The organism is Streptomyces sp. SudanB5_2050, assembly GCF_964272335.1.
In the GTDB taxonomy this organism is placed as follows: Bacteria; Actinomycetota; Actinomycetes; order Streptomycetales; family Streptomycetaceae; genus Streptomyces; species Streptomyces rochei.
The window spans coordinates 4,196,877-4,215,137 of sequence record NZ_OZ186760.1; the positions used below are offsets into that span (position 1 = coordinate 4,196,877).

15 protein-coding genes are annotated in these 18,261 nt (G+C 73.9%); 10 read left to right on the plus strand and 5 right to left on the minus strand.

What is annotated here, in order from left to right; translation table 11 throughout:
• Positions 1–127: 127 nt before the first annotated feature.
• Complete coding sequence (locus ACFZP7_RS18735) at positions 128–1,483, minus strand: aspartate aminotransferase family protein (RefSeq protein WP_086877901.1); 1,356 nt, start codon at positions 1,481–1,483, stop codon at positions 128–130.
• A 237-nt stretch (positions 1,484–1,720) separates the two neighbouring features.
• On the opposite strand from ACFZP7_RS18735, the gene ACFZP7_RS18740 reads away from it, so the two are divergent.
• The 3 genes from ACFZP7_RS18740 (at position 1,721) to ACFZP7_RS18750 (ending at position 4,744) form a co-directional block, all read left to right on the plus strand.
• On the plus strand, positions 1,721–2,332 hold the full coding sequence (locus ACFZP7_RS18740; RefSeq protein ID WP_385634894.1) for a type 1 glutamine amidotransferase family protein: 612 nt from the start codon (positions 1,721–1,723) through the stop codon (positions 2,330–2,332).
• Positions 2,329–2,796 (plus strand): MarR family winged helix-turn-helix transcriptional regulator, encoded by a 468-nt coding sequence (locus tag ACFZP7_RS18745; RefSeq protein WP_019324946.1) that lies wholly within the window; start codon positions 2,329–2,331, stop codon positions 2,794–2,796. Before ACFZP7_RS18740 ends, ACFZP7_RS18745 begins: the two co-directional genes overlap by 4 nt.
• Positions 2,797–2,884: 88 nt before the next feature.
• A complete protein-coding gene (locus tag ACFZP7_RS18750; protein ID WP_385634896.1) occupies positions 2,885–4,744 on the plus strand; it encodes a serine/threonine-protein kinase in 1,860 nt (619 codons plus the stop codon).
• A gap of 25 nt (positions 4,745–4,769) precedes the next feature.
• Here ACFZP7_RS18750 and ACFZP7_RS18755 read toward each other — a convergent pair whose 3' ends face one another.
• The 3 genes from ACFZP7_RS18755 to ACFZP7_RS18765 all read right to left on the minus strand — a co-directional run bounded on the left by ACFZP7_RS18755 (position 4,770) and on the right by ACFZP7_RS18765 (position 10,542).
• Complete coding sequence (locus ACFZP7_RS18755) at positions 4,770–9,119, minus strand: trypsin-like peptidase domain-containing protein (protein ID WP_385634898.1); 4,350 nt, start codon at positions 9,117–9,119, stop codon at positions 4,770–4,772.
• Positions 9,109–9,597, minus strand: coding sequence for a CU044_2847 family protein (locus ACFZP7_RS18760; RefSeq protein WP_127444013.1), 489 nt, complete (start codon positions 9,595–9,597; stop codon positions 9,109–9,111). The genes ACFZP7_RS18755 and ACFZP7_RS18760 overlap by 11 nt, the downstream gene beginning before the upstream one ends.
• Positions 9,598–9,783: 186 nt before the next feature.
• Positions 9,784–10,542, minus strand: coding sequence for an SLATT domain-containing protein (locus ACFZP7_RS18765; RefSeq protein ID WP_030972889.1), 759 nt, complete (start codon positions 10,540–10,542; stop codon positions 9,784–9,786).
• 271 nt (positions 10,543–10,813) lie between these two features.
• Here ACFZP7_RS18765 and ACFZP7_RS18770 point away from each other — a divergent pair, with 271 nt between their 5' ends.
• From ACFZP7_RS18770 to ACFZP7_RS18800, 7 genes are all read left to right on the plus strand, one after another.
• The gene (locus ACFZP7_RS18770) at positions 10,814–11,158 is read left to right on the plus strand and encodes a YbaB/EbfC family nucleoid-associated protein (protein ID WP_078494807.1); all 345 of its coding nucleotides are present in this window, start codon (positions 10,814–10,816) and stop codon (positions 11,156–11,158) included.
• Between the two features lie 73 nt (positions 11,159–11,231).
• Positions 11,232–11,831, plus strand: coding sequence for a recombination mediator RecR (recR, locus tag ACFZP7_RS18775; protein ID WP_019324952.1), 600 nt, complete (start codon positions 11,232–11,234; stop codon positions 11,829–11,831).
• Positions 11,824–12,483 carry a DUF5063 domain-containing protein gene (locus ACFZP7_RS18780; protein ID WP_019324953.1) on the plus strand — a complete coding sequence of 220 codons (660 nt, stop codon included), beginning with the start codon at positions 11,824–11,826 and terminating at the stop codon, positions 12,481–12,483. The genes recR and ACFZP7_RS18780 overlap by 8 nt, the downstream gene beginning before the upstream one ends.
• A gap of 209 nt (positions 12,484–12,692) precedes the next feature.
• Positions 12,693–13,970, plus strand: coding sequence for an aspartate kinase (locus ACFZP7_RS18785; RefSeq protein WP_019324954.1), 1,278 nt, complete (start codon positions 12,693–12,695; stop codon positions 13,968–13,970).
• Complete coding sequence (locus ACFZP7_RS18790) at positions 13,970–15,046, plus strand: aspartate-semialdehyde dehydrogenase (RefSeq protein ID WP_385634899.1); 1,077 nt, start codon at positions 13,970–13,972, stop codon at positions 15,044–15,046. The genes ACFZP7_RS18785 and ACFZP7_RS18790 overlap by 1 nt, the downstream gene beginning before the upstream one ends.
• A 491-nt stretch (positions 15,047–15,537) precedes the next feature.
• Positions 15,538–16,113 carry a SigE family RNA polymerase sigma factor gene (locus ACFZP7_RS18795; RefSeq protein ID WP_019324956.1) on the plus strand — a complete coding sequence of 192 codons (576 nt, stop codon included), beginning with the start codon at positions 15,538–15,540 and terminating at the stop codon, positions 16,111–16,113.
• Complete coding sequence (locus ACFZP7_RS18800) at positions 16,110–17,327, plus strand: hypothetical protein (RefSeq protein ID WP_037900114.1); 1,218 nt, start codon at positions 16,110–16,112, stop codon at positions 17,325–17,327. The genes ACFZP7_RS18795 and ACFZP7_RS18800 overlap by 4 nt, the downstream gene beginning before the upstream one ends.
• Positions 17,328–17,348: 21 nt before the next feature.
• Here the strand turns inward: ACFZP7_RS18800 and ACFZP7_RS18805 are convergent, their stop codons facing one another.
• The gene (locus ACFZP7_RS18805; RefSeq protein WP_318653716.1) at positions 17,349–18,182 is read right to left on the minus strand and encodes an SURF1 family protein; all 834 of its coding nucleotides are present in this window, start codon (positions 18,180–18,182) and stop codon (positions 17,349–17,351) included.
• Between the last annotated feature and the right edge of the window lie 79 nt (positions 18,183–18,261).

An 18,261-nucleotide genomic window follows, 5' to 3' on the forward strand; every position in this document is an offset into this window, starting at 1 on the left:
ATCCGCGTCGCAGGCGCGCGGGCGGCCGTACACACGCCGGTGGCGTGCTCGCACACCTGTCCGCGGTGCACGGGCACGCCACCTTACGCGCTCGGGCCGTCTTCCTGCCCGCAGGCGGGCAGGACCCTCACTCCGTGTACTCGTCCGCCACGGACAGTGCGGTGTCCAGCGCCGCGAGGCCCTCCTTCAGCTCGGCCTCGGAGACGGTGCACGGCGGGACGACGTGGGTCCGGTTCATGTTCACGAACGGCCACACGCCGTGCGCCTTGGCGGACGCGGCGAAGGCGGACATCGGGGTGGCCGCCTGACCGGTCGCGTTGTACGGCACCAGCGGTTCCCGGGTCTCTCGGTTCTTCACCAGCTCCAGCGCCCAGAACATGCCGGTACCGCGCACGTCGCCGACGCTCGGGTGCCGTTCGGCCAGCTCCCGCAGCGCGGGCTCGACGACCTCGGCGCCGAGGCGGGCGGCGTTCTCCACGACGCCCTCCTCCTCCATCACGCCGATGGTGGCGACGGCGGCGGCGCAGGCCAGCGGGTGCCCGGAGTACGTCAGGCCGCCCGGGTAGGGCCGCTCGGCGAAGGTCGCGGCGATCTCACCGGAGATCGCGACGCCGCCCAGCGGGACGTAGCCCGAGTTCACCCCCTTGGCGAAGGTCATCAGGTCGGGCACCACGTCGTACAGGTCGGCGGCGAACCACGTGCCGGTCCGCCCGAAGCCGGCCATGACCTCGTCCAGGACGAAGACGATCCCGTACTTGTCGCAGATCTCGCGCACCCCGGCCAGGTAACCGGCCGGCGGCATCATGATCCCGGCCGTGCCCGGGATCGTCTCCAGGATGATCGCGGCGACGGTCCCGGGGCCCTCGAAGGCGATCGTCGTCTCCAGGTGCTCCAGCGCCCGCGCGCACTCCTGCTCCTCGGTCTCGGCGTAGAAGCGCGAGCGGTACAGGAAGGGCGCCCAGAAGTGCACGACCCCGGCGGTGCCGCTGTCCGAGGCCCAGCGGCGCGGGTCGCCGGTGATGTTGACCGCCTGCTGGGTGCCGCCGTGGTAGGAGCGGTACGCCGACAGCACCTTCGGCCGGCCGGTGTGCAGCCGCGCCATGCGCACGGCGTGCTCGACGGCGTCCGCGCCGCCGTTGGTGAAGAAGATCTTGTCGAGGTCTCCGGGCGTCCGCTCGGCGATCAGCCGGGCCGCCTCCGAGCGCGCCTCGACGGCGAACGCGGGCGCGAACGTCGCCAGCTTCGCCGCCTGCTCCTGGATCGCGGCGACGACCTTGGGGTGCTGGTAGCCGATGTTGGTGTAGACGAGGCCGCTGGAGAGGTCGAGGTAGCGCTTGCCTTCGTAGTCCCAGAAGTACGACCCCTCGGCGCCGGCGACGGCGAGCGGGTCGATGAGCTCCTGCGCGGACCAGGAGTGGAAGACGTGCGCGCGGTCCGCCGCCTTCACGGCGGCGCCGGCCTGAGGATCGGGCTGAGGGGTCATGCGGCCGAGGGTAGATGTCCGCGATGCGGAAACGGAATCGGCGTCCTGTCTGTGGACGCGGGCTTTCCACGACAGGTTGTCGACGGGCGGTGGTGACGGGCGGCGGCCCGGTGCCGCACGGAACGGTCTATTGACAGCACTCTGTCGAAATGACAGTCTTCTGTCATAGGGCATCGCGCCCGCCGATCCGCTCCGGACCCGTTCCGGACCCGCGTCGGATCCCTCCGAGGAGACGTCATGAACGGCACCCGCAAGCCCGTCCACCTCGCCGTGTACGACACGCTGGCCGACTGGGAGACCGGCCACGCGACGGCCCACCTCGCCCGCGCCGGGTACACCGTCCGCACCGTCGCCCCGACCACCGCCCCCGTCACCAGCATCGGCGGCCTGCGCGTCCAGCCCGACCTGGCCCTCGCCGACCTGCGCCCCGAGGACAGCTCGCTGCTGGTCCTCCCGGGCGCCGACCTCTGGGACACCGGGGACGACCTCGCCCCCTTCGCCCGCACCGCCCGCGCCTTCCTGGCCGCCGGCGTCCCCGTCGCCGCCATCTGCGGCGCCACCGCCGGGCTCGCCCGCGAGGGCCTGCTCGACGACCGCCGGCACACCAGCGCCGTCTCCTTCTACCTGGCCGCCACCGGTTACGCGGGCGGCGAGCGGTACGTGGAGGCCGACGCCGTCACCGACCGCGGCCTGATCACCGCCGGCCCCACCGAGCCGGTCGCCTTCGCCCGCGAGATCCTCGGCCTGCTCGGCGTGTACGAGGGCGAGGTGGTGGACGCCTGGTACCGGCTGTTCCACGACTCCGACCCGGAGGCCTACGCGGTGCTGGAGAAGGCGGGCGCCGCGTGAGCGGCCGGGAGCGGCAGGACCTGCTCAGCCGCGCCGCGGTCGGCGTCTTCCGGCTCAACGGCCGGTTCCTCGCGGTCGCCGAGGAACTGGCCCGCCCCGCCGGGCTCACCGCCGCCCGGTGGCAGGTGCTCGGCGCGGTGCTGTCCGAGCCGCTGCCCGTCTCCGGCATCGCGCGGGAGATGGGCATCACCCGGCAGAGCGTGCAGCGCGTCGCCGACCTGCTGGTGGAACGCGGCCTCGCCGAGTACCGGCCGAACCCGGCCCACCGCCGCGCCAAGCTCCTCGCGCCGACCGAGGCGGGCCGCGCGGCCGTCTCCCGCATCGGCCCCGGGCACGCCGCGCTCGCCGACCGGCTGGCCGAGGCGTGCGGGTCCGACGCGGAGCTGGCGGAGGCGGTCGAGGCCGTCGAACGGCTGTCGAAGGCGCTGGACGGCATCGGCGGTCCGCCCGTTACGGAACCGTAGACAACAGGCGCGGCAGACGGGCTCACCGCGGCGCCGCCCCGCACTATCCTCGATCCGTTGCTCACGTTCGGGGGGAAGGCGGCGCAACATGCAGAAGCTCGGGGACGGGGACCCGCGGCACATCGGGGCCTACCGGCTGCTGGGAAGACTGGGCGCGGGCGGCATGGGCCACGTCTATCTGGCCCGCTCGGACCGCGGCCGCACGGTCGCCGTGAAGCTGGTCCGCGAGGAACTGGCCGCCCAGGAGGAGTTCCGGGAGCGGTTCCGCAAGGAGGTCGAGTCCGCCCGGCGGGTCGGCGGCCACTGGACGGCACCCGTGCTGGACGCCGACACCGAGGCCGCCGTGCCCTGGGTCGCCACCGGGTATGTGGCCGGGCCCAGCCTCCAGCAGGTCGTCGGCCACGACCACGGCGCCCTGCCGGAACGCTCGGTGCGGACCCTGGCGGCCGGGCTCGCCCACGCCCTCCAGGACATCCACGCCGCCGGGATCATCCACCGCGACCTCAAGCCGTCCAACGTCCTCGTCACCATCGACGGCCCCCGCGTCATCGACTTCGGCATCGCACGCGCCCTGCAGACGGTGACCGACGGTGGACTCACCCGCACCGGCGCGCTGGTCGGCTCGCCCGGCTTCATGGCGCCCGAGCAGGTGCGCGGCGACCGCATCACGCCCGCCTGCGACGTCTTCTGCCTCGGTTCCGTCATCGCCTACGCCGCCACCGGCGGCCTGCCCTTCGGCACCGCCAACAGCGGCGTGCACGCCCTGATGTTCCGCATCGCCCAGGAGGAGCCCGACCTCGACCGGGTGCCCGAGGGCATCGCCGACCTCGTGCGCGACTGCCTGAAGAAGGACCCCGCCGCCCGCCCGTCCCTGGCCGAGGTGCTGGCCCGCACGGGCGCCCAGGACACCGTCGCCGACGGCCGCTCCCGCGACCCCTGGCTGCCCGGCGCGCTGGTCGCCCAGCTCGGCCGGCACGCGGTGCGGCTGCTGGACACGGAGAACCCGGAGGCACCGGCGCCGGCGGACCCGCGGCAGGGTACGCCGGACCCGGACCCGGTCCCGGACCGTCCCGCGCCCCCGGCCGGAGAACCGTCTGGCCCCCCGCCCCCACGCGAACCGGGCAGCGGCGGCGCCCCGCTGAACCACCTGCCCACCCTCGTCGCGGGCCCGGGCGCTCCGGCACCCCCGCCCGTCTCCCACGGCCACGCACCGGCCCAAGGCGCACCGCAGCCCGCGCAGCACCCGTACGGCGCTCTCGGCTCGACCCCGCCCTACGGTCCGCCGCCGCACGGGACCCCGCCCTACGGCCCGCCGCCCTACGGGACCCCGCCGTACGGGCCGCCCCACGAGCCGTCCCGCAGAGGGCGCTCGACCGCGTTCATGGTCGTGGTCGCCCTGGTGGTGGCCCTGGGCGCCGGCGGCTCGGTCTACGCGCTGATGAGCGGCGGGGACGGCGCCGACCGGGCCGGCGGCGACCCCGCCACCACCGCGACGGCCGCCGCGTCGCAGGGGCCGGACCGGGGCCAGGACCCGACACCGGACGGCTCCTCCCCGACGACCGACGCCGACCGTCCCACGACCCCGACGCCCGAGGGCGGCACCATCCCGACGGCGTACCTGGGCACGTGGACCACGACCATCGACAACGCGTCGGGCGTCCACACCCGGCGACTGACCATCCAGCAGGGCGAGGTGGGCGACACCGTGCTCTCGCTGGTCGCCGACGGCCCGGCGGGCGGCAGCAGTTACCACTGCGTCTTCGAGGCCGACCTGTCCGCCGCCCCGGACTCCGACGGCCCCCTGAGCATCGGCCCCTCGACGGTGACGACGGGCCCCGCCGCGTCCTGCGCACCGGGTGAGCCCACCACGGTCACCCTGCTGCCCGACGGCACCCTGCGGCGGGTCAACAACGACAGCGGAGAGGCCCTGACCTACACCCGGCAATGAGCGACGGGCCGAGGCCGGCGGGGCGTCACCCGGACGGGCAGGGCGGCGTGCTCCTCGCCACGTCGAGTTCCGGGCGGTCGCGCTGGGCCCGGCTGTTGGGCCCCTCCAGGGCGCCGCAGAGGGTGTCGTACCAGGCGTCGGGCGACAGCCGCAGGGCACGGGTGCCCTTGTCGGAGACCAGGTGCAGGGTGTCGCCGCTGACCCGGGCGGCGTGCAGGCCGTAGCCGGAGCCCTTCAGGACACCCAGCGGCTCGGCGTCGTCGGGGGAGTACAGCCCGGCCTCGGCACCCGCCTGAGCGGTGACGAGCGTGCCGTCGGGGGTGAGGCCGAGCAGTCCGGAGGCATCGGCGATGAATCGGGTCGGGGCCTGCCGGCGCCCGTCGGCCACACTCCACCAGACCACCCGCCGCTCCGCGTCGAATGTCGCCAGCCGGTCTCCGTCGGGTGTGAAGACCAGCCACCGGGCAACGCCCTGGTGCTGTTCGGAGCCCGGCCCGTAGCTCAGGGACCCGCCTTCCAGCCGGGCCACGCGGGTGCCGTCGCGGACGTTCCACACCTCGATCCGGCCCTCTGCCTGCCACCGCCCCGTGACGACGGCCACCTGATGGGGGTGGCCCGGCCTGGCGGTCAGCTGACCGGTCGGCGCGAAGGGGCCTCGCTGCGCGGGCTCGCGCTCCAGGGGGACCGGACGCCCGCTCGGCACCCCGGACCGCGGGTCGACCCGGGCCAGGCTGTCGCCCAGGCACAGCACCGCGAGGTCGCCGTCGCCGGTCTGGGTGATGTCCTGCGGCCGGTTCCAGGTCTCGTCGCCGGGCCTGCCGCAGTCCCAGGTCACCGGCGTACCGGTGCCCGGGTCGTCGACGTCGTACAGCCGCGCGTCGACGGACTGACCGGACCAGGCCAGCACGGCGTCGCCGCCTTTGCGTGTGACCCAGAGCAGACGCAGGTTCAGGTCCTGCTGCTGCCGGCGGATCTCCTCCGGGAGGGCGGTGCTCCGGGTGCGGTTCCCGGGGCCGATGATCTCCAGCCGTCCGGCGTGCAGCCGCGCGGTGCGCGAGCCGTCCGGCGAGACCGCGGCGGTGCCGCCCGGCTCGGAGGAGTCCCCGGGCGGCTTTCCGGGCAGGGGCGTGGGACGCGCCCGCAGGAGTGTGTCGCCCTCGGTGGCCAGGACCGTGCGGGGCCCGGAGCCGCTTCCGACGACGCCGAGCGCTTGGGAGCTGTCGTCACCCGGCAGGGCGAGGGAGAAGTACCGGGGCTCACCCCCGCGGGGGTCGACGACGGTCATGCTCCGGTACTCGCCGGTCTCCGACAGCGTCTCCTCCTTCTCGTCGTACATGTGGGTGCCCGTTAGCTCGACGAAACCCGCGGTCCCGCCGCGGACGACGCCCGGCCGGCCGGCGCCGGGAACGAGCGGGTACCAGCGCAGGCCGTCCTGCCCGTTGAACCACACCCCCCGCCCACGCTCGCCTGGCATCGGGTTCGACCCCGGCTCCGGCCCGTACACGCGTCGTACCCGCTCGCCCGAGGCGGCCGAGTGGACGTCGAGGTACCTGTTCGTGCCCTCGCCGCTACTTTCCGTGGCCGCGACGGCCATTCGATCTCCGTCGCCGAGCAGCCATGCCATGACGGGCTCTCGCTGGGCCACGGACTTCTGTGACACCGGCAGGGTCCGGCCGCCGTCGGTGTCCCACAGCCGCAGCAGCGCCCTGCGCCCGTCGTCCTCCGGGCGCGGCCTCTCGTAGGTGAGGAAGTGGAGCAGGCGTGCGCCGTCCTCGGAGAAGTCCAGGGAGGACTCGTAGGCGTCCCCGCGGTCGGGCAGTTCGCCGGACAGCCGCCGGGGCGGGGCCCCGGGGGCGGTCAGGTCCCACAGCAGTACCGTGCCCCTGGTGGTGATCAGCGCGTAGCGCCGTCCGTCGTCGCTGACCGCGTCGCGGAAGGTCTGAAGGCGCAGACCGGAGGGAACGCCCGCCAGCCGGGTCGCCCGGGGCTTTCCGGCGACCGCCCCGGTCACCGCCGTCACCGTCAGATCCGCCCTGCCGTCGGGCCGGGAGAGCACCACCAGGGTCCCGCCGTCCGGCGACATCGACGTCCACTCCGCCGTGCCCGGCCACAGCCCGCCGTACGAGGCCACCACGTCCTGGGCGCGCACGTACTGCCCGAGCAGCGCCCGCCGTGCCTGCGGGGTGTGGCGCACCGCCCAGGCCCCGGCGGCGTACCGGAAGGCGCTGTCCGGGGAGCGGTCGGCCAGATCGGTGGCGAGCGTGCCCAGCTCCGTCGCGGCGGCCGTGCGCAGTTGCGCGAGGTCCCGTTCCCGGGCCCGGTAGGTGCTCACGGCCAGGGTGGACGCCAGTACCGCGAGCACGGTCACCAGGCCGATGACGGCCCACAGCCGTCGCAGTCCGCGCCGCTGGCGCCGGCGTCCGGCCTCCAGGTAGGCGCGTTCCGCGGGGGCGATGTCCTCGGGCCGGTCGGCGAGCCACTGGAGGCCCTCGGCCAGCCGGGCGCCGTGCGCGAGCAGACCGTCGGAACGGCCGGCGGCCTCCCACTCGGCCGCGTCCCGGGCCGTGCGCTCCTGCCACTCGCGGAACTCCACGCCGTCCCGCAGCCAGTCCCGCACCTGCTCCCACTCCCGCAGCAGCGCCTCGTGCACGACCTGGACGGTGCCGACCGCTTCGGCGGAGTCCGGCTGATCGCGTACGTCCCACACCAGCAGCCTGCGCGCCGCCAGCGCCTCGGCCAGCGCGGCCTGCCGCGGTTCCAGGCGCCCGGTCGGCAGGGTGCGGCGGGTCCACCCGCCCTGCCCGTCCGGGCTGGCGAGCTGCTGGAACAGCCGCCGCGCCGTCTCGGGGCCGGTCCCGGTCTCGGTGAGGCACTCCGCCAGCGCCTCGTCGGCGTAGTCGGCCAGTGCCTCGAGCACGCCGCCGGAACGCTCGTAGGCGGCGAGCGTCATGGTGTGCGCCTTGCGCTCCTCCCACAGCCGGGTCAGCGCGAACTGCAGGAGCGGCAGACAGCCCGGTTCGCCCACCGCGTCGGCCACCAGGCGCCGGGCCAGCCCGCGCTCCAGGCGGAGGCCGGGGACGGCGCGCACCGGCCGTTCGACGGCCCGGGTCAGCGCCTCCTCGGTCATGGGCGGCAGGAACACGACGGCGTCGCCCAGCGGGGCCGAGGTGTCGGCGGCCGACAGGACCTCCGTCGTCGCCGACCGCGCGGTCAGCACGACACGCAGTCCGCCGCCCTGCGCCGGGTCGGGCGCCTGGGCCAGCGCCGACAGGCGGCGGAAGGCGCGCAGCGCGCCGTCCGGCGAGGCACCGGCGTACTCCTCGAACTGGTCGAGGAGCAGTACGCCGCCCGCCGCGCCGAGTTCCCGGGTGAGCCGCCCGCGCAGCGCGAGCCGGTCGGCGTCGCTCCCGGCACACGCCTGCCGTACGGCGTCGAAGCGGGCGTCCCAGGCGTCACCGTCGGGCGCGGCGTCCTGCCAGACGGCCGTGACCGCCTCGGCGACCCAGCCGTCGGCGTCCTCGGCCGCGCTCCCGCCGCCGGAGGAGGACTTGGGGACGCGCAGGGCCCACGGCGTGCCCCGCTCCTTGACGGCGGTCAGCAGGCCCGCCCGCAGCAGTGAGGACTTCCCGCTGCCCGAGGGGCCCACCAGGACGGTGACGGGCCGGGACTCCAGCGCGCCCACCAGCGCGGTGATCTCGTCCTCGCGGCCGTGGAAGTACCGGGCGTCCTCGGTCTCGAACCGGCTCAGGCCGCGGAACGGGCAGCGCAGCAGGTCGGGGTCGGTCAGCCGGTCCGCGGTCACCAGGTACGCGGTGTCGGCGATGACGCCCTTGCCGCGGGTGACGAGCATGCCGACGACCACGTCGTCCCGCGGGTCCCACACGGCGGCGCCGCTGAATCCCGGGCCGATGCGTACGCCCTCGCCCTCGGCCCGCAGGTCCACCTGGAGGCGGTCGGCGCGCTGGCGTCCGCGGAGCCTGCCGGTGGCGTTCACGCCCCGGAAGGCCCCGACGGGGAAGCCGAACGCCCGGATGTCCCGGTCCCACTCCTCGCCGTCCTCACCCGCCAGGGGCAGCGGCTCGGTCCCCGCCACCTCCTGCTCCAGCCGCAGTACGGCGATGTCGTCCTCGGGCCGCCAGGACGTCACCCGGGCCCGGACCCGGGGGCCCGGCCGGGCGCCGGCGAGGAGCGGGAAGTCGACCTCGACCGGGTCCTCGGGGCGCTTCCCGTCCGCCGTGGCGACGACGTGGGCGCAGGTGCAGAGCAGGTCCTCGGCCACGAGGAACCCGGCGCCGGCCGGTTTCCCGTCCGGACCGAACACCCGGGCCGCGCCCCGCTCGTAGCGCGCGCGGGGCGGCGGGGGGCTAACCGGCATCGGGGGTGCCGGCGTCAGGGGCGCCGGAAGCGGTGGCGCCGGAAGCGGGTGCGGCGGAAGCGGGGGTGCCGGTCGCGGTGGTGCCGGAAACCGTGGTGCCGGAATCGGGTGCGGTCTCCCACTCGACACCGACCGTGAAGTGCGCCTCGGCCGTGCTGCGCGCGACGACGACACCGGCCTCGGCGGTGACCTTGACCCCGAACTCCAGGGTGATCCGGTCCGGGCGGCGGGGCATGGAGCGCAGGGAGTCGACGATGTCCGAGACCGCCGGTCGCACCCGGTCGACGGCACCGCGCAGGGTGTCCGCCGCCCCGGAGACGCCGTCGGCCGGCCGGCGCCGCCGGATGGGCTCGTACTCGTCCTCGTACTCGTCCTCGTAGGGGTCCTCGGGGACGGGGACGGCCGCGGGCGCGGGGTCGGAGGTCTCCACGCGCAGCAGCGAGCCGTCGTCGAGCCGGATGCTGGTGAACGCTGTCATCGAACGCCGCCTGTTCTCTCGGGTGCGGAGGGGACCCGCGACCACAGAAGGTATCCGCACCGCAGCACTCTGTACCAGATCAACTGCTCGTCCCACAGGCCCAGTTGCGCCTCTCTCGCCCACCCGCGCCGGGCACCGGGGGCGTCGGCGGGACGCCCCGCCCGGACGTCCACCGCGGGCCCCGCGTCACCGCGGCTCCGGCGGCCGCTGCCTCGGCATGTTCGGCCGGGCCCCGTTCGGCGCCACGGAGAACCGCCCCGCTCCGGCACCCCCCGCCTCCGCACGCCCCCCGGCCCCGCCGGCCGGCCCCCACTGCAGCCCCAGCGGAGCGACCCCGCTGCGGAAGTCCACCATCCAGTCCGCCGTCTCCGCCCGCACCAGCTCCGTGACGTCCTCCGAGAACCGCCGCAGCACCCCCAGGCACCGCTCGGCCGCCTCGCTCGCCGTCCCGTCGGCCGGTCCCAGCACCTCCCGCACGCTCTCCGACGCCCAGTCGAACTGGAGGGCCTGGAGCCTCCGCTGCACCGCCTGCGCCGTGGCCACGTCCCGCATCCATCCGGACGTCACCCCGAAGTACCGGTCCGCGGCCACGCACGCCACCGCGCACAGCAGCGCCAGATACCCCCAGGGCGCGGCCCCGCCCACCATCCCGGACATGTCCAGCAGCGGCAGCGCCGCACCGGCGAGCGCCCCCGCCGCGGCCCCGCTCCGCAGCGCCACGGCGCCCCGCCGCTTCCCCACGCGGTCCGCGAGGTACCAGGCCACCGTGTCCAGCGCACCCCGCTCCACCCACCGGTACAGGTCGTCCAGCCGCTCCGCCGGCAGCGCCCAGTCCCCCTGCGGGAACGCCCGGCCGACCAGATCGCCCGGCCGGAGCCCGGCCGCCCCCTCGCCACCCCGCCCGTCGTGCGACGGCCCCTCGGGCTGCATCTCCGGCTGACCCACCCGGTACTCCCTACTGCTCACCGTCCGTGACGGCCTGAAGACTGAAGAGACCCGCGGACCTCGTACGCCGGAACCTTCCTACCGCCCAATGGGTGGCCCGGGCCGGACTTCGGCCGCTTTTCCGCCCGGAAGAGGGCGTTGATCAGGTATAGGGCTCCCGCGGTGTCACCCGAAAGAGTGCTGGGGCGAGGGCCGCCCGGACCACGTAGGCTCGTGCCGAACGGCAAAACCCGCGGTGACCCCGCGGCGACAGCGGCGACAGGAGCTGAACGTGATCCCCGGTGGTGGCCAGCCCAACATGCAGCAGCTGCTCCAGCAGGCCCAGAAGATGCAGCAGGACCTGGCGAAGGCCCAGGAGGAACTGGCGCAGACGGAGGTCGACGGCCAGGCCGGCGGCGGCCTGGTGAAGGCCACGGTCACCGGCTCGGGCGAGCTGCGCGGCCTCGTGATCGACCCGAAGGCGGTGGACCCGGAGGACACCGAGACCCTCGCCGACCTGGTCGTGGCGGCGGTCCAGGCGGCCAACGAGAACGCGCAGAACCTCCAGCAGCAGAAACTGGGCCCCCTCGCCCAGGGTCTCGGCGGCGGCAGCGGCATTCCCGGCCTGCCTTTCTGAGTTCGCCTTTCTCGAAGCGGCCGAAGCCCTCTACCGTACGTAGTGCACGAACCCCAGGAAGGACGGCAGTCCGTTGTACGAAGGCGTGGTCCAGGACCTCATCGACGAACTCGGGCGGCTGCCCGGCGTCGGTCCCAAGAGCGCGCAGCGGATCGCCTTCCACGTCCTCCAGGCGGAACCGACCGACGTACGGCGGCTCGCCCAGGCCCTCATGGAAGTGAAGGCCAAGGTCCGATTCTGCGCCGTCTGCGGGAACGTCGCGCAGGAGGAACAGTGCAACATCTGCCGCGACCCCCGGCGCGACCCTTCCGTCATCTGCGTGGTGGAGGAGCCGAAGGACGTCGTCGCCATCGAGCGCACCCGTGAGTTCCGCGGGCGGTACCACGTGCTCGGTGGCGCGATCAGCCCGATCGACGGAGTCGGCCCCGACGACCTCCGCATCCGTGAACTGCTCGCCCGCCTCGCGGACGGCACGGTCACGGAACTCATCCTGGCCACGGACCCGAATCTGGAGGGCGAGGCGACGGCCACGTACCTCGCCCGCATGATCAAGCCCATGGGCCTCAAGGTCACCCGCCTGGCCAGCGGCCTCCCGGTGGGCGGCGACCTGGAATACGCGGACGAGGTGACCCTCGGCCGCGCCTTCGAGGGGAGACGACTCCTAGATGTCTGACGCCACGCTGCACGCGACCAACCAGAACCCGGACGACTTCGCGGTCCAGATCGCCGACCAGATCGAGAGCTTCCTGGTCGCCGTCACCGAGGTCGCCAAGGGCGACGAGCCGGACTCGGCCGTCCCCTTCCTCCTCCTGGAGGTCTCCCAGCTCATGCTGGCCGGCGGCCGGCTGGGCGCCCACGAGGACATCGTCCCGGACGAGCGCTACGAGCCCGATCCGGGCCCCGAGCTGGACGTGGACGAGCTGCGCGAGAACCTGGCCCGGCTCCTCGACCCGATCGACGTCTACTCCGAGGTCTTCGACCCGTACGAGCCCCGCAAGGCGCCCGTGCCGGCCCGCATCTCCGACGACCTCACCGACGTCATCACCGACCTGCGCCACGGCATGGCCCACTACAAGGCGGGCCGCACCACGGAGGCGCTGTGGTGGTGGCAGTTCTCCTACTTCTCCAACTGGGGCTCCACCGCCTCCGCGACCCTGCGCGCCCTCCAGTCCGTCGTCGCCCACGTCCGCCTCAACCAGCCCCTGGAGGAGCTGGACGGCCTCGACACCGACCAGGACCTCGGCGACGAGACCCTGGAGACGGAGGCCGGCCGGGTCATGGTGGAGGAGATCGCGGGCCCGCTGGGCCTGCGGCCGGTCACGTGACGGGGCCGGCGGACCGCGCCGTCTCACTTGTGAACGTGTGACACGGGGCACTTTCCGAGTGACCCGCGTCCATATGGGCATGAGCCAGCCTGAGCGAGCGGTCTCACCATGCGATACCGCAGGGGTGAAACTCGGACGCTCGGTAAAATGAGCCGACCGCAGTACATATACGTACGTGCGGAAAGAGACGGATTGAGCGAGGAGCGCACGTGGGCCTTGTCGTGCAGAAGTACGGAGGCTCCTCCGTAGCCGATGCCGAAGGCATCAAGCGCGTCGCCAAGCGGATCGTGGAAGCGAAGAAGAACGGCAACCAGGTGGTCGCCGTCGTTTCCGCGATGGGCGACACGACGGACGAGCTGATCGATCTCGCCGAGCAGGTTTCCCCGATCCCTGCCGGGCGCGAACTCGACATGCTGCTGACCGCCGGAGAGCGTATCTCCATGGCGCTGCTGGCCATGGCGATCAAAAACCTGGGCCACGAGGCCCAGTCGTTCACCGGCAGCCAGGCCGGAGTGATCACCGACTCGGTCCACAACAAGGCCCGGATCATCGATGTCACGCCGGGCCGCATCCGCACCTCGGTGGACGAGGGCAACGTCGCCATCGTGGCCGGCTTCCAGGGCGTCAGCCAGGACAGCAAGGACATCACCACGCTGGGCCGCGGCGGCTCCGACACCACGGCCGTCGCCCTCGCCGCCGCGCTCGACGCGGACGTCTGCGAGATCTACACCGACGTCGACGGCGTCTTCACCGCCGACCCGCGCGTGGTGAAGAAGGCGAAGAAGATCGACTGGATCTCCTTCGAGGACATGCTGGAGCTCGCCGCCTCCGGTTCCAAGGTGCTGCTCCACCGCTGTGTGGAGTACGCCCGCCGGTACAACATCCCGATCCACGTCCGGTCCAGCTTCAGCGGACTCCAGGGCACGTGGGTCAGCAGCGAGCCGATCAAGCAAGGGGAAAAGCACGTGGAGCAGGCCATGATCTCCGGTGTCGCGCACGACACCTCCGAGGCCAAGGTCACCGTCGTCGGTGTCCCGGACAAGCCGGGCGAGGCCGCCGCGATCTTCCGGGCGATCGCCGACGCCCAGGTCAACATCGACATGGTCGTGCAGAACGTGTCCGCCGCCTCCACCGGTCTGACGGACATCTCCTTCACCCTGCCGAAGACCGAGGGCCGCAAGGCCATCGACGCGCTGGAGAAGAACCGCGCGGGCATCGGCTTCGACTCGCTGCGCTACGACGACCAGATCGGCAAGATCTCCCTGGTCGGCGCGGGCATGAAGAGCAACCCGGGCGTCACCGCCGACTTCTTCACCGCGCTGTCCGACGCGGGGGTGAACATCGAGCTGATCTCGACCTCCGAGATCCGCATCTCGGTCGTCACCCGCAAGGACGACGTGAACGAGGCCGTCCGCGCCGTGCACACCGCCTTCGGGCTGGACTCCGACAGCGACGAGGCCGTGGTCTACGGAGGCACCGGGCGCTGATGTCCGACATCCAAGGCGCCGGGCGCACCGGACGGCCGACCCTGGCCGTCGTCGGAGCGACCGGCGCCGTCGGTGCGGTCATGCTCCAGATCCTGTCCCAGCACGCGGACGTCTGGGGAGACATCCGCCTGGTCGCCTCGCCCCGCTCGGCCGGCCGCAAGCTGACCGTGCGCGGCGAGGAGGTCGAGGTGCTCGCGCTGAGCGAGGAGGTCTTCGACGGGGTCGACGTCGCCATGTTCGACGTGCCCGACGAGATCGCCGCGCGGTGGGCGCCGATCGCCGCCGCCAAGGGCGTGGTGGTGGTCGACAACTCGGGCGCGTTCCGGATGGACCCGGACGTGCCGCTCGTCGTGCCCGAGGTCAATCCGCACGCGGTGCGGATGCGATCGCGGGGCATCGTCGCCAACCCCAACTGCACGACGCTGTCCATGATCGTGGCGCTGGGTGCGCTGCACGCCGAGTTCGGGCTGCGCGAACTGGTCGTCTCCTCCTACCAGGCGGTGAGCGGAGCCGGACGGGACGGTGTGGACACGCTGCGCCGGCAGCTCTCGCTGGTGGCCGGGACCGAGCTGGGGACCCACCCCGGCGACGTGCGGCGGGCCGTCGGCGACGACACCGGGCCCTTCCCGGAGCCGGTCGCGCTGAACGTCGTACCGTGGGCCGGGTCGCCGCGCGAGGACGGCTGGTCCTCGGAGGAGATGAAGGTGCGGGACGAGTCCCGCAAGATCCTCGGGCTGCCGAACCTCCCGGTCGCGGTGACCTGCGTACGGGTCCCGGTCGTCACCACGCACTCCCTGACCGTGCACGCCCGCTTCGAGGGTGAGGTGACGGTCGACAGGGCCAGGGAGATCCTGGCCACCGCGCCCGGTGTTGTCCTGTTCGACAACCCCGCCGCGGGCGAGTTCCCGACCCCCGCCGACGTCGTCGGCACCGATCCGACCTGGGTCGGGCGGGTGCGGCGGGCGCTGGACGACCCGACGGCGCTCGAACTCTTCGTCTGCGGGGACAACCTGCGCAAGGGCGCCGCGCTGAACACCGCGCAGATCGCGGAGTTGGTCGCGGCCGAGTTCGACTGAGCGCGGACCGGGCCGGGTCCGGCTGGACGCGGAGCGCGGAACCGGCCGCTGTGGGGTTCCTTTGTAGGATCCGTGGACGAGATGTGATCCGGAAGTAGGTCCGGACTACTTGTATCCGGCACCTGTGGCATCAGAGGATTTCCTCCCCGCCCTCCGCAACCGTGCGGAGGGCGGGGAGCGTCTTTGCGGTCACCCATCAGGGCGCGGAGACGCGTGAGTCGGCGTGGGGACGCCGAGGGCGGGCGTGGGGACGCTCGTTCACATGGGACATAGGGGAAGAGCGGGACGATGAGGGCCTATGACGCACCGTCGGCCGGGCAGCCGCCCGGGGGGCGCGGGAACGTGACGCCCGGCACGTACAACCCTCACGGGGGTGGACGTGTCCAACTGGCGTGGCAGAGGTACTCGATTTCCCCGCGGCGACGCGTGGCCCCGCCGTGCGGCCACCCGTCCGGCCCGTCCGTCCCCGTGTGGCCGGTCCGGCCGGTGGCATGCCGGTGATCGCGCCCATGCCCGCAGCGCGGCCGGCCCGCATATCGAACCAGCGTGACGGCGCGGAGGACGCCGTGGCGGCGGGCACGACCGTCGACCACCTCACCGAGACCTACCGGACGCACTACCGGTCGCTCCTCGGCCTCGCCGCCCTCCTCCTCGACGACACCGCCTCCTGCGAGGACGTCGTCCAGGAGGCGTTCATCCGGGTCCACTCGGCACGCAAACGCGTCCGCGACCCGGAGAAGACCCTGGCGTACCTGCGCCAGACGGTCGTCAACCTCTCGCGCTCGGCCCTGCGCCGCCGCATCCTCGGCCTCAAGCTGCTGTCGAAGCCGATGCCGGACATGGCGAGCGCGGAGGAGGGCGCCTACGACCAGTTGGAGCGCGACTCGCTGATCAAGGCGATGAAGGGGCTCCAGCGCCGCCAGCGCGAGGTACTGGTCCTGCGCTACTTCGCCGACATGACCGAGGCGCAGGTCGCCGAGACGCTCGGCATATCCCTCGGCTCGGTCAAGGCATACGGCTCGCGCGGCATCGCGGCGCTCAGGGTCGCCATGGAGGCACCGGCATGAGCGACGGCCACGATGCGCGGCGCGACGCCCCGGACGAGCACAAGCACACGCACGCAGGGAACGGAACTGTGAACCACGGCCCCGCCGACCAGGGCCCCGACCCTCGAAGCCCCGAGCCTCGAAGCCCCGAGCCCCCGGAAGAGGGGCCCCCGCGGGGAGACGGCCTCGCCCTCGCCGCGTCCGAGCCCGACGGCCTGGACTCCGAGGAGCTGGTCCTGCGCAGGATGCTGCACCAGGCCGTCCGGGACGTCGAGCCGAGCGACGGCACCCTGGAACACCTGCGCCGGGCGGTGCCCGCCCGCAGGGCCCGCAAGCGTCAGGCCGCCGTCGGCATGGCGGCCGCCGCCCTCTTCATCGGCACCGCGGTCCCGGCCCTCGTCCACGTCTCCAAGACCACCGGCCCGGGGGCCGACCCCTCCGTCGCCGGGCACGCCTCGCAGGCCCAGGGCGGCGCCTCCCAGGGCAAGGACCCGGCCGGCGGCCAGAGCGGCATCGCCGGCTCCGCGGGCACGGCCGAGGGCAAGGACGAGGACGACCCGACGAAGCAGCCCGAGGACAAGGAGAGCGGCGCCGCCACCGGCGCGGCGCCCGGCACCGGCCCCTCCGCGAGCGCCGCCGCCGACGTCCCCGCGTGCACCGCGAAGCAGCTCGGCCCGGCCGTCGCGAGCAGTTCGGGCCCCGACTCCACCGGCGTGGTCTACGGCTCGTTCCGCGTCACCAACGTCTCCGCGGAAGGCTGCGTCGTGGTCGGCCCCGGCAGTGTCGTGGCCACCCCGCAGGGCGCCGCGGACGCCACCAGGATCGGCACCGCGCGGCACGCGGCCGGGGACGCGGCGGCCGGCCTGCCCGACCCGTCCCTGGAGGCCGCCTCGCTGACCCTGGCGCCGGCCTCCGCGTACGAGGTGCAGTTCGCCTGGGTGCCCTCGGAGACCTGTCCGACCACCGGCGGCAGCACGGGCGGTGCCACCGGCGGCCCCTCGCCCGAGCCCTCGCCCAGTGGTGACACGACCGCCGCGGGCGGCGCCTCCACCGGCGGCGGCGGAGAGGGCGGCGAGCCGGGCACCACGACCCAGCTGGTCACCGGGGAGGGCCCGGCCGCGGGGAGCGTCGCGGTGACGTACACCCCGGAGGGCGGCTCGGGCTCGGCGACGGCGACGGTGTCCGACGCGTGCGCGGGCACCGTGTACTGGACGGGCGTGCTGGCCGCGTCGTAGCCGTCGGCGGCCCGTCCGGAGTCAGACGCCGGACGGGCTGGCCTGCCGGCCGGTCTTCTCCCGGTCCGGGTCCTCGCCCCGCTCGTCGTCCCCGTCCTCCGGGGCCAGGCCCAGCTCGGCGTCCCGGGCGAGTTCGACCTCGCGGCGCAGCAGCCGGAACCACATGAAGATCACGAAGCCCACGAACGCGAACCACTCGGCGGTGTACCCGAGGTTCTGGAACGCCTTCAGGTCCAGCCCCGTGTTCTGCGGCGCGCTCACCGGCACGGCCCGCATCCCGGAGTCGCCCTCGTTGAGGGTGATCCACGCGTCGTACACGTCGTACGGCACCAGGTTCAGCAGGGTCGCGGCGCTGATCGCGCCGGTCTGTCCGTCCGGCCAGCCGGTGCGCGGGCTCACGCCGTTGCTGCCGACGGACTCGGCCGCCTGGAGGGCTCCGGTGACGGTCACCTCGCCGGTGGGCGGCGCCGGTGCCTTCGCCGCGTCGGGCTCGCCCGGCAGCCAGCCGCGCACGACCGGCAGTGCCTTGCCCCCGTCGGTGCGCAGCAGCGTGAGGACGTAGTAGCCGTCCCGGCCGTCCAGCTGCCGCTCGGGGACCAGCAACTGGTCCGCGTACCGGCCGCTCACCGTCGTCTGGTCGCCGACGGTCGCCTTGTCCACGGGCAGCAGCTCCGCCAGCGGGCGGGCCGTCTCCCGGCGGTCCGAGTCCTGCTGGGTGGTGGCCGTCTCGTGGTCCTGGACCCGGTCCTCGAACCGGCCCAGCTGCCACGAACCCATGAAGATGCAGAAGGGGATGGCCAGGACGACGAAGACGTTGATCCCCCACCAGCGGGGCGTCAGCAGAAACCGGTACACGCCCTCCACGGTACGGGGCGCGGCCGGGCGACCCGCTCGCGGGGCTGTGGAAAAGGGGGGCGCGGCTCCGCCGGCGCGC

Coding starts and splice junctions, on each gene's coding strand:
- ACFZP7_RS18790 (WP_385634899.1), top strand. CDS start 13,970: ATGTCCGACATCCAAGGCGCCGGGCGCACCGGACGGCCGACCCTGGCC.
- ACFZP7_RS18760 (WP_127444013.1), bottom strand. CDS start 9,597: ATGACAGCGTTCACCAGCATCCGGCTCGACGACGGCTCGCTGCTGCGC.
- ACFZP7_RS18800 (WP_037900114.1), top strand. CDS start 16,110: ATGAGCGACGGCCACGATGCGCGGCGCGACGCCCCGGACGAGCACAAG.
- ACFZP7_RS18795 (WP_019324956.1), top strand. CDS start 15,538: ATGCCGGTGATCGCGCCCATGCCCGCAGCGCGGCCGGCCCGCATATCG.
- ACFZP7_RS18780 (WP_019324953.1), top strand. CDS start 11,824: ATGTCTGACGCCACGCTGCACGCGACCAACCAGAACCCGGACGACTTC.
- ACFZP7_RS18750 (WP_385634896.1), top strand. CDS start 2,885: ATGCAGAAGCTCGGGGACGGGGACCCGCGGCACATCGGGGCCTACCGG.
- ACFZP7_RS18735 (WP_086877901.1), bottom strand. CDS start 1,483: ATGACCCCTCAGCCCGATCCTCAGGCCGGCGCCGCCGTGAAGGCGGCG.
- ACFZP7_RS18740 (WP_385634894.1), top strand. CDS start 1,721: ATGAACGGCACCCGCAAGCCCGTCCACCTCGCCGTGTACGACACGCTG.
- ACFZP7_RS18755 (WP_385634898.1), bottom strand. CDS start 9,119: ATGCCGGTTAGCCCCCCGCCGCCCCGCGCGCGCTACGAGCGGGGCGCG.